The following is a 9,806-nucleotide window of genomic DNA, read 5'->3' as shown; positions in this document are numbered from 1 at the left end:
CATCTTTGTTGCATTGACCTACACAAATTAATCCACCCTACGTTACGCAGCAACTTTAAAAGACTTGTGTGTACACTATAGGATAATTTGGAGAGGGATTGAGGGTGAGGTTTGATCTTATATTTAATTACGCCTACCTACTTAATCATGCAGGCATCCCTGGAACAACTCTCACAAATTATTGTGTTTGCAGGTTTAGAAACAGCAGATAAAGTAAATTTGCAACCTTACACTCAGGTGCAAAACCATCGTACAGGAGAGATTATTCTCCATGAAGGTGATATCTTACCAGCAAAACTCTATGCTGTTGCCAGTGGAGCAATTCAAGTTACCAAAACAGCAATGACGGGGAAAGAAACGATTCTCCGCGCCTTAGCTGCTGGGGAAATTTTTGCGGCTCCTGCTTTATTAGGAAATGGAATTTCCCCGGCAACTGTAACTGCTGAATCTGATTGTGAAATTCTCACTGTAGAGCGAGATGCTTTATTAAAAGCTATTGGGCAAAATCCTGAAATTGCATTACGAATGTTGATGGTTTTTAACAGTCGAATTCAGCAATTACATGAAACAGTCCACGGATTAGTTTCTGAAAGAGCTATTGTTCGCCTTGCCAGATTAATTCAATATTTTGCTGCCGAATCTGGAACTGAATCTACTTTACAAGGCAAGTGTTTAAAGGTCAAATTATCTTATTATCGTATGGCTCGGAGTAGCGGCATTACTTACGAAGAATGTGTGCGGTTAATTAAAAGTCTCAAGTCAGTAATTGCCTATCGTCGGGGTGGGACGATTATCATCCTTGATGCTGATAAATTAGCTGCGATCGCTTCTGGAGATATAGATTAGATCGTCTGACGAATACAATTCACGGTAATACAGATAAAACCGGTATTTACAATATTGTCTTTGAGGTAGCTCATATAGGATTACTATTTGATTTTTGAACGAAATTAAGTATTGTAGAGTGTGTTAGAACTGAGTTCGTAATGCACTATTATCAAGGGTTTGATGCCGTACTCTCCGCGCTCACATCCTACGTATATTTTCAGCAATCAAACTGGATTCCTATATATAGGGGTAAAAGTAGCGAAGCTGTCACCAGCCGCCATGTAATGCTTGAAAAGCTTGTATAGAGAGCATTTCAGAAAAAATGAGGATATTTGGTAACTCATTGAAATTCTCGTAACAGTAATTTTGAGTGTTTATTTAGTCCTAATATTATTTTGTCAAGGGTTTGAGCTTCTAAATAACCTGAATAGATGCTGATTTATCGGTTATCTTGCTATTTTTGCCGAAATTTTTTACTATCTTATTTTAGCGAAGGTACTGCCGATAAAAGCAGCATTTACACGTAAATAAATATCTGGGATAAGTCTACCTGAAGTCAGCCTTATAGAGTATTTGCTTGGCAATCTGAAAAGGATTAATCAAGCATGATATTTGCTGCACTTATAGTGATTAATTAATATCTTTAATTATTAATTAATATCTCTAAACTAACTAAATATTGCAAACCATAGTACCTGATTTCCGCCGCATAAAACCAGTAAGCCAACTTTAGGAGTTTTTTATGTCCTACCCAAATAAGTTTTTCTCTATTCCAAACCCCATTCATCTGGTCTTCATTGACTCTGCTATCCAAGATATCCAGAACTTGATCGAGGGAGTAGTGGCTGATGCCCAAGTCGTGGTGCTGCATCCAGAAGTTGATGGTGTCATGCAAATCACCCAAACCCTGCAAAACCAACCTCAGATTGGCACAATTCACCTTGTCGCTCATGGTTCCCCTGGTTGTCTGTGTTTGGGTAACGCGCAACTGAGTTTAAAGACTTTAGAGAGTTACGCCCCTGAGTTGAGAACTTGGCGCGAGGCGATGAGCCAGCAGGGGCAAATGCTCCTCTACGGCTGTCATTTAGCCGCAGGGGAGATGGGGGCTGAATTTGTGCAAAAACTGCACCAACTGACGGGAGTAAAGATCGCCGCTTCCACCACCGCCATCGGCAACGCCGCAGACGGCGGCAACTGGGAACTCGATGTCAGGCTAGAGCGGGCTGCCAGCGAGGTCAAGACTGAACTGCCCTTAGCCTTTCGCACTGAAGCAATGGCTGCCTACGCTGGAGTCCTGAATACAACTCCTTCCAGTTCAACCGAGTCTTTCCCCTTCGATTTCAATAGAAATCAGTGGAGGATTCTGACTATCAGTGATTTGTTAGCCGGGATTACCGATCCCGACAATGACTCTTTAACCATCTCCAACCTGACGGCGAGTGCTGGCACTATACTTAATCGAATTGACGGCAATTACAGTTATATTCCCCCCGTTGACTTTTTGGGAGAGATCACCTTTACCTACGATGTCAGTGATGGGCAAAATCCTCCTAGCCAGCAAACTCGCACAGTACAAGTAGTAGAGACAAGTTTCATCGCCGTTTACGATAACGCTCCTGAGTTTAATCAGCTATTCGGAGTCAGCGATCTAATCAAGGTCTATTGGGATTACGATGCCAACGGAAATGTGATCGCCTCAGCCAAAGATCTTTCGCGTCTTGCAAGCCAGAATCCGAACATATTAATTAACGATGTGAGGAGCGCGCCGGAGATCTTTAACGCGTTTGAGCCAAGTCGTTCCTTGATGGCTATACGCGTGTTCCAGGCAAGCAATAATCCACCATCCGGTGACTATACCCAAGATGGTCTTGGTAATCTGTACGCAGCGTCTTACTTCTTCGGTCAGACATCCAATACAGGTGGTACGGATACCGCTACAAATATATTTACTCGTCTGTACATGGACATGGATGGTCCTGCTGTAGGTCTCATCAATCTCAGCAATCCAGAACTCAAATTCGCATTGAAGCAAGGTAAACCCATAACCGAATCCTATGCTTACGGGGTCATTACTCCAGCAAGCATACCAGGCTTGCCTCGTATACCTATAGATGGGGGATCTGTACCATACATATCTTTCTACTATAACTACGTGACTTTGAGCCTAGAGCGAAACGCGCCTCCCGTAGCTACGCCTAAATCATTGTCCTTCCAGGAAGACGCGGGCGACTTCTCTCCGGAGCTTCAATCTACGATTCAGGGAGGTACGGGGCTTTTAGATGGGGTTCAGGATGAAAGCACCGACCCCAACTGGTTATTCTACTATGGTCTTGTCAGAATCGATGGAATTCCGGGGGTACAGGCTTTAGCCCAAACCAATCTTTATTACGATGGAGATCCCTCAGATATTGTAGTTGCTGATACTGGTAATGCGGCTTACCAACATCTGGCTCAGGGGGCAACTCAGACCATCGTTGGGTCTTTTACCGTTCAAGATGACTTTTACAAAACGGCTACTGCACCCCTCACTGTTACCTTCACTGGGGTGAATGATGCGCCCGTCGCTGTAGCTGATACTGCCAGTGGTTTAACCAACACCATTATCGAAGGTTCGGTCGCCACGAACGATAGCGATGTGGATGATGGCGCAATCCTGACCTACAGCCTAAGCGCTTCTGTGGATGGTTTAACCCTCAACGCCGACGGCAGTTACAGCCTTGACACCACTCACCCCGCTTACAGTAGCCTACCTTTAGGTCAAACTCTACCTGTGGTCGCCAACTATCGCGTGACTGACGAGTTTGGCACATCCAGCGACAGCACCCTGACGCTCACCCTAACCGGAGCCTCCGCGCCGAATCGTCCTCCAACGGGTTCACCCACTGTCACCTTACCCAACACTGCGGAAGATAACGCCATCACCATTAATACTGCTGATTTATTGGCAGGTTTCAGTGATGTAGATGGTGATACCTTGTCTGTAGTTAACTTGACTGCTACTAACGGTAGTTTAGTTAATAACAATAATGGGACTTATACCTTCACCCCAACAGCTAACTTTAATGGTGTCGTTAATCTAACCTACGGTGTTAGTGATAGCAAAGCAACCTTAGCAGGTCAAACTCGTAGTTTCACTGTCACTCCTGTTAATGATGCACCTACAGGTTCGCCCACTGTCACCTTAAACAGTACGCAGGAAGATACCGCTATTAATATTACTGCGGCTGATTTATTAGCAGGTTTCGGTGATGTAGATGGTGATACCTTGTCTGTAGTCAACTTAACTGCTACTAACGGTGCATTAGTCAACAACAATGGCACTTACACCTTCACTCCCACTGCTAACTTTAACGGTAATGTCACCTTAACCTACGGTGTCAGTGATGGGACAGCAACCTTAGCAGGTCAAACTCGTAGCTTTAATGTTACTCCTGTTAATGATGCACCTACAGGTTCACCCACTGTCACCCTAAACAGTACGCAGGAAGATACCGCTATTAATATTACTGCTTCGTCTTTATTAGCAGGTTTCAGTGATGTGGATGGTGATACCTTATCTGTAGTCAACTTAACTGCTACTAACGGTGCATTAGCCAACAACAATAATGGTACTTATACCTTCACTCCCACTGTTAACTTTAACGGTAATGTCACCTTAACCTACGGTGTCAGTGATGGGACAGTCACTTTGCCCGGTCAAACTCGTAGCTTTAATGTCACTCCTGTTAATAATGCACCCAAACTCCAAACACCAATAGACAGCGCTGTAGTGGACATAGGGCAAGTGCTGTCCAATGGTATATTCAGTTTCTCCAATAGTGGTTCAGATGCCAACTTCAAAGATCCCGACACCAGCGACACCCTAAGATACTCCTTCACGAGTGCCCCGAACTGGTTGACGGTAACATCAGCAGGGGTGATAGGCGGCACAGTACCCACAACTGCATCAGGTACCTACACAGCAACTTTAACTGCCACAGACCCTTCTAATGCCACTGCCAGCAGTACATTTTCGCTGATCGTAGCCAATAATAGTGGTGGTAATGGGGATGATGTAGTTATTCTCGCTTCCACAGCCCTGAATGGCGGAGGAAACTTCAATGCCAAAGGGGGTAACGATCTTGTTTATGGACGAAACAACGCTGCCGACCAAATTGGTGGTGCCGAAGGCAATGACATCCTCTACGGCTACGATCCGCGTGCTGGTCAAGGTTGGACAACCTCTACTGCCGATGGTGACGATAAGCTCTTAGGCGCTGCTGGTAATGACAAACTCTATGGTGGCAATGGCGACGACGAACTCTTTGGTGGCGATGGTAATGACCTACTCCTGGGAATGAATGGCAATGACCGCCTCATCGCTGGAGATGGTAATGACACTGTGGTTGGAGGTGTTGGCAATGACATTTTGAATGGGGGTTATGGAGATGATATTTTCGTCCTCAAAGCAGGTGAAGGCAGCGATACCATCCAAGAGTTCAGCAAGTTACTCGGAAACATGGATAAGATTGGCCTCGCAGGGGGGCTGACCTTTAGTAATCTAACGTTCTCCGGCAATCAAATTAAATATGGTTCAGAAGTTCTAGCGACCCTAACCGGTTTTAATACTGCTAGCCTGCTGGCGACTGACTTTGTTGCCTATACGGGTTCAACGACTAGTCCTGTATAGTATTTGCTGGAGCGATCGCATTTTGGGAAACTCCAGGTGCGATCGCTCTTGTTTTGGCTCATTTTGACAAATAGGGGTAAAAGTAGCGAAGCTGTCACCAGCCGCCACGCGACGGCTGAAACCTTTGCCCAGACTTGATTACATCAGAATTTTTTGACTTTTTACGCCACTTCAACAGCTACATCTGATTGTGCAAGAGGTAATGGGCTGGGATAACTATCATATGCATTCCTTTTCCATTACTGGTATTGATTACGGTCAACCTCAACCAGACTTTAATGTGCGTTCGGAAAAGACTGTAAAGCTAAGTCAGGTGGTTAAGGGCGAAAAGTCTAAATTCTTCTACACTTACGATTTTGGGATAGCTGGGAACACGAAATTTTGGTAGAAAAAGAACTGCCATCAACTCCTGATACAAATTATCCTGTATGCATCACTGGGAAGCGTGCTTGTCCTCCTGAAGATTGTGGTGGTTCTTGGGGCTATGCAGAGTTACTGGAAATTATTAGTGACCCGTCACACCCAGAATATGAAGAGAGGATGGAGTGGGTAGGTGAAAGCTTTAATCCAGATACCTTCGACCTCAATGAAGTTAATCAAAGGTTACGAGAATTTCAATGAGTTACCAAATATCCTCATTTTTTTCTGAAATGCTCTCTATACAAGCTTTTCAAGCATTACATGGTGGCTGGTGACAGCTTCGCTACTTTTACCCCATATAGAAGCAGTATTATTTCGCTTTCCACTCGCGCTCAAGGATAGCGTAAATAAAATTGTCGTGCCATCTATCTTTAATTAACTCTTTTTCCAGAAGATGACCTTCACGACGCATACCAATTTTTTCTAATACCTTTACAGAAGCAAGATTATCCGCAACACACCAAGACCAGATCCGATGCATTCGTAGTTCTTCAAAACCGAACTTTAAAATGGCTTGTGCTGCTTCTGTCGCATAACCTTGTCTCCAATATTGGGTGTTCAGTTCATAGCCAATGTTTGCTTCCCGCATTTCCGGGTCATTTACACGAATACCACAATTGCCAATGAGCCTATTTTCTTCTTTAAGGACAATAGCTAATTGAAACTTTGTCCTTGGTTGCTCTTTTTGCTCATCAATAAACATTTGAACAAACTCACAAACATCGTTCTCTGTACGATACGTCCAATTGTTGTAACGTAAATATAAAGGATCGGATTGATAAGCTAAAACCGCCTCCCAATCTGACTCTACAAAGTCACGTATTAGCAAACGGCGTGTTTCTAATAACATAATTTCTTAAGCCAACAGAAGGAATCCCCATAAATAAATTTAGGGGATTTAATGCGTAAATCTTTTACAACGTTCACTAAATCTACATTAGCTAGTGGAATAATTAAGTTGCCCGATCAATTTTTTGCACTTCTTCGTCAGATAGTTTCAAGTTGATGGATTGTGTTGAGTCTTCAATGCTGGAAACCTTGCTAGCACCAGGAATTGGCAAAATAGCGGGCGACTTTGAACGCAACCACGCTAGAACGATATTATATACTGACACGCCTTTTTCTTTAGCTAAATTAGCGATCGCCGGAATATCTTGCAAATCCTGATGGCGACGTCTACCGCCAAAGGGACTCCAAGGCAAAAATGTCAATTCTTCTTGTTCGCAATACTTCAACACACCATCATTTTCTGGCTGTCGTTGCCAAGGGCTGTATTGATTCTGCACTGAGACAATATCTACTACATCCCGCGCCCGCTTAATTTGTTCAACGGAAAAGTTAGAAACTCCTACAAACCTAATTAAACCTGCCTCTACAGCTTCTTTCACTGGCGCAAGAGATTCTTCAATAGTGTAATTAGGATCGGGAGAATGGTATTGCCAAACATCAATAGGTTTAGCACCACCCAACGCCTCAAAGCTAACTCGAATTGTTTCGCGTAAATGTTCTGGGTTGCCATTGCTTGTCCAGTTTCCATTGGGGCGCATCAAACCGCCCTTAGTTGCGACAATTACTTGGCTAACATCGCCTTTGTAACTACTAAGCGCCTTATGAATTAGTCGCTCGTTGTGGTGTTTATCAGACTCATCTTTGCAGTAAGAATCGGCAGTGTCAATAAATGTAATACCCAAATCCAAAGCATGATGAATAACTTCGATTGATTCAGATTCAGGAGGACGATTAGAGATTGACATAGGCATACCACCCAAACCGATCGCACTCACAAAGACACCAGTTTTTCCTAGCTGTTTGGTTTCCATGCTTCTAGCTATAGCTTTCTGCCCCAATTATCTACCAGCTAGCCAAAGCTTGTTTAGCGATTTCTCATAAATCCTCCCTAGTACTTAGACTTGGCGATCGCTGAATGGATTTCCAAGGGAATACTCTACTTAGAGGTTAAGTATTATATACACAAGCACTGATGAAAATTGTAGAGGAAACTCGTACACGATTGCAGCTAAAGCATCGACCACTCGGTTATTGGTTTAGTGGCTGGTGTCTTTTTACCGTCTGTTTAGGCTTTTTGTTTTACTGCTTATTTTTTGAGTCTGCTTCAGTTCAAATAACTTGCGATCGCCTCCCATCAAACCAAATTAATTGTGAATTGAAGCGGTTCACTTTGTTGGGAAGTATGGAAAAACTCAAAATCTTTGATCCCCAGGAAGCATACATTCTTACAAAGACTGGTAGCAAAGGGGGGAAAACCTATCAAGTTCTGATTTTAACTGCTTTTGGAGACTTTGCTCTTTTATCCAATGCTAGCTATCAAGATAATCAGGAAGTTACCTTTAAAATTAACGATTTTATCAACTCTGGGCAAACTTCCCTGTTAGTGCGGCAAAATCAGCGAAATTATCTGCTTTTCTTAATTTTATTTATATTCATTATGATGGCGATCGCAGCTTATTTTGCCACATCACCTGTAACTACCTGCACCTTCTATAAGAGCATCGACAAGGTATTTATCGAACGCAAAAGTTTTCGTGTCAACGAAGTGATCGAATATCCACTAGAAAATATTCTGCGTTTTGATATCCAAGAAAAGCAATTTAAATACTCCAAGCTTTATCGGGCTGTAATTGTGCTGAAATTATTTCAGGAAATCCCAATTAATCCCCAATACACTGATGAAAGAAGCGTTAGATATGCAGTTTCTAGGATACACTCTTTTTTAAAGTATTAACAAAAATTACTTATACTACGTACCACTACTTTTATAACCTGAAGTCACAGATCCCTGACTTGAGTCGATGCGATCGGGGATTTTGTTTCTCACGAATGATTTAAGATTGCTATACAGACACGAAAAGCCGAAATTAAGGAAATTTGAGTCACTTTTAACTGAAAGAATTTTCCAACATTCTCCATTAGTATCATTCTTGCTCAACTAAAAATACTCACTTTGTCAGTTTGTCTATTTAAGCTATGTTTGGTAAATAAAATAAAAAGCCAGCCTAATATAAGCGGCTGTTATTCTACACTTGACATAAAGCATTGTGAGTGCTAAGAGACGACTGCCAGAAACCATTGCCCATGTCAGAATCACCCGCCAATCTTGGCAACACGGCTTCCTTGAAGGTGAAGTAAGTGCAGGTGAGTTTGAGTGGCATTTTCAGTGGCATTTTCGCCGGGGAGAACTTGCCGTCAAGCCTTCCCAAGGCCGCGCCTTAATCAAAGAACCCCTTGGTCGATTTTTGGAGCAACAAGATTATCAGCTAGAGCCTGGAGGAGATTATGCTTTTACTATTCGGGCGGAACTTTAAAATAATTCGTAATTCGTAATTCGTAGTTCGTAATTAAAAGTTATGAGTTAGGAGTTGTGAAGATATTAATTCTTAACTCCTCACTCATAACTCCTCACTGTTGATTCAGTGAGACGATTTAAGTATCTTTCGATTAAGAGGATGGCAACAATGTCATCTATCGGTCTTGGAGGCTGTCGCAGACCTTGTGGCAATAGCTTTGTTAACCCTTTGGGTGGGAACATTTGCCAATAGCGATCGCGGGCTTCTAAGGTTGTGTAACGCTCATCAACTAAAATAATACTCAGAGGTTCTGTCAATTCTTGATATAATTTCTGTCTCCACTGCTGGGCTGTAGTTTGGTCGCCCATCACCATCAAGGAAATGGGAAACCTTTGACGCAGTGTTTCAATTGTAGCGATCGCCTCTTTTGCTAACGCAATCTGATGATCGTACAATTGCCGATCCAGTCCCATCACCGCTAAACCACATTTATCCCGACCTGGATCAAACCCCAATATGACTGGTTGCGTTGGTGAAAATTCCCGGGAAGCCATAATCAATTAAAAATTAAAAATTAAGAATTA

Annotated in this window: 8 protein-coding genes and 1 pseudogene; 6 read left to right on the top strand and 3 right to left on the bottom strand. The window is 42.9% G+C overall.

What is annotated here, in order from left to right:
- Window positions 1-147 precede the first annotated feature (147 nt).
- The 4 genes and pseudogenes from RMZ41_RS28940 (at window position 148) to RMZ41_RS28925 (ending at window position 6,118) form a co-directional block, all read left to right on the top strand.
- Window positions 148-846 (top strand): Crp/Fnr family transcriptional regulator, encoded by a 699-nt coding sequence (locus RMZ41_RS28940; protein ID WP_322644021.1) that lies wholly within the window; start codon window positions 148-150, stop codon window positions 844-846.
- A 724-nt stretch (window positions 847-1,570) separates the two neighbouring features.
- Window positions 1,571-5,497 carry a cadherin-like domain-containing protein gene (locus RMZ41_RS28935; protein ID WP_322734346.1) on the top strand — a complete coding sequence of 1,309 codons (3,927 nt, stop codon included), beginning with the start codon at window positions 1,571-1,573 and terminating at the stop codon, window positions 5,495-5,497.
- A gap of 3 nt (window positions 5,498-5,500) precedes the next feature.
- The gene (locus tag RMZ41_RS28930) at window positions 5,501-5,635 is read left to right on the top strand and encodes a hypothetical protein (RefSeq protein ID WP_322641944.1); all 135 of its coding nucleotides are present in this window, start codon (window positions 5,501-5,503) and stop codon (window positions 5,633-5,635) included.
- Window positions 5,636-5,699: 64 nt separating this feature from the next.
- Window positions 5,700-6,118, top strand: a pseudogene (locus RMZ41_RS28925) (plasmid pRiA4b ORF-3 family protein).
- Between the two features lie 109 nt (window positions 6,119-6,227).
- Here RMZ41_RS28925 and RMZ41_RS28920 read toward each other — a convergent pair.
- Window positions 6,228-6,767 (bottom strand): GNAT family N-acetyltransferase, encoded by a 540-nt coding sequence (locus RMZ41_RS28920; protein ID WP_322641943.1) that lies wholly within the window; start codon window positions 6,765-6,767, stop codon window positions 6,228-6,230.
- Window positions 6,768-6,870: 103 nt separating this feature from the next.
- Complete coding sequence (locus tag RMZ41_RS28915) at window positions 6,871-7,737, bottom strand: aldo/keto reductase (protein WP_322641942.1); 867 nt, start codon at window positions 7,735-7,737, stop codon at window positions 6,871-6,873.
- A 161-nt stretch (window positions 7,738-7,898) separates the two neighbouring features.
- Here RMZ41_RS28915 and RMZ41_RS28910 point away from each other — a divergent pair, with 161 nt between their 5' ends.
- Together RMZ41_RS28910 and RMZ41_RS28905 are read left to right on the top strand one after the other, a co-directional pair.
- Entirely contained in the window at window positions 7,899-8,660 is a 762-nt protein-coding gene (locus RMZ41_RS28910) for a hypothetical protein (RefSeq protein WP_322641941.1), read from the top strand.
- Between the two features lie 310 nt (window positions 8,661-8,970).
- The gene (locus tag RMZ41_RS28905; RefSeq protein WP_372726526.1) at window positions 8,971-9,240 is read left to right on the top strand and encodes a DUF3146 family protein; all 270 of its coding nucleotides are present in this window, start codon (window positions 8,971-8,973) and stop codon (window positions 9,238-9,240) included.
- A gap of 80 nt (window positions 9,241-9,320) precedes the next feature.
- On the opposite strand, the gene RMZ41_RS28900 is transcribed toward RMZ41_RS28905, so the two are convergent.
- Entirely contained in the window at window positions 9,321-9,776 is a 456-nt protein-coding gene (locus RMZ41_RS28900) for a Holliday junction resolvase RuvX (RefSeq protein ID WP_322641940.1), read from the bottom strand.
- Window positions 9,777-9,806: the final 30 nt, after the last annotated feature.

Source organism: Nostoc sp. DedVER02 (assembly GCF_034530675.2).
In the GTDB taxonomy this organism is placed as follows: Bacteria; Cyanobacteriota; Cyanobacteriia; order Cyanobacteriales; family Nostocaceae; genus Nostoc.
The sequence above is the reverse complement of the archived record's forward strand: the minus strand, read 5'-3'. Positions and strand labels throughout refer to the sequence as shown.

What these genes read in the sequence shown, in the direction of transcription:
- RMZ41_RS28915 (WP_322641942.1), bottom strand. Translation starts at nt 7,737, where the DNA reads ATGGAAACCAAACAGCTAGGAAAAACTGGTGTCTTTGTGAGTGCGATC.
- RMZ41_RS28940 (WP_322644021.1), top strand. Translation starts at nt 148, where the DNA reads ATGCAGGCATCCCTGGAACAACTCTCACAAATTATTGTGTTTGCAGGT.
- RMZ41_RS28935 (WP_322734346.1), top strand. Translation starts at nt 1,571, where the DNA reads ATGTCCTACCCAAATAAGTTTTTCTCTATTCCAAACCCCATTCATCTG.
- RMZ41_RS28920 (WP_322641943.1), bottom strand. Translation starts at nt 6,767, where the DNA reads ATGTTATTAGAAACACGCCGTTTGCTAATACGTGACTTTGTAGAGTCA.
- RMZ41_RS28910 (WP_322641941.1), top strand. Translation starts at nt 7,899, where the DNA reads ATGAAAATTGTAGAGGAAACTCGTACACGATTGCAGCTAAAGCATCGA.
- RMZ41_RS28900 (WP_322641940.1), bottom strand. Translation starts at nt 9,776, where the DNA reads ATGGCTTCCCGGGAATTTTCACCAACGCAACCAGTCATATTGGGGTTT.